2 pseudogenes are annotated in these 391 nt (G+C 41.9%); one reads left to right on the top strand and one right to left on the bottom strand.

Annotation, left to right across the window (positions count from 1 at the left end):
* Positions 1-228, bottom strand: a pseudogene (locus BZK24_RS09180) (hypothetical protein); the annotation flags it as partial.
* Between BZK24_RS09180 and BZK24_RS10005 the strand changes: the two are divergent.
* Positions 134-361 (top strand): annotated as a pseudogene (locus tag BZK24_RS10005) (hypothetical protein); the annotation flags it as partial. The pseudogenes BZK24_RS09180 and BZK24_RS10005 overlap by 95 nt on opposite strands.
* Positions 362-391 lie beyond the last annotated feature (30 nt).

Here is a 391-nt window from a genome sequence, read left to right as displayed (position 1 = left end):
AGGCAGAGTGGAATTTTTAAAAACCCCTAAGCGGGAATAATTGCGCCCCAAACGATAAAGCCATACCAATTTTTCGCTAGGGGTTTTAGCTGTTTTTAAAGCGTTTAGGGCAATGATTTGCGCTTTTTCTTTGAGCGATGCGAAATACAAGCAATCAAAGGCTTGGATTTCTTCTTTGGGGGTAAATTCAAAGGCGGTGATCTGGGATAAGTATTTTATGGTTTCTTCTGAACCGCTTTATTCTAATGGCTTATACCCTAAAATGGTTTTAGCCAAAATGCAAGCCAGCAGCGCTAAAGGGCTGATTTGCATAGCCAGCTTGCGCCTTGAAGCGATAGATAGGGATCAGGGGCTTTCGCTTTAAAAAACCGCCGATTTTAGAGACGATTAT

This window comes from Helicobacter pylori (assembly GCF_001998165.1).
Classification (GTDB): Bacteria; Campylobacterota; Campylobacteria; order Campylobacterales; family Helicobacteraceae; genus Helicobacter; species Helicobacter pylori_DL.
Note: the sequence above shows the minus strand (reverse complement) of the source record. Positions and strands in the feature narration are given on the sequence as shown.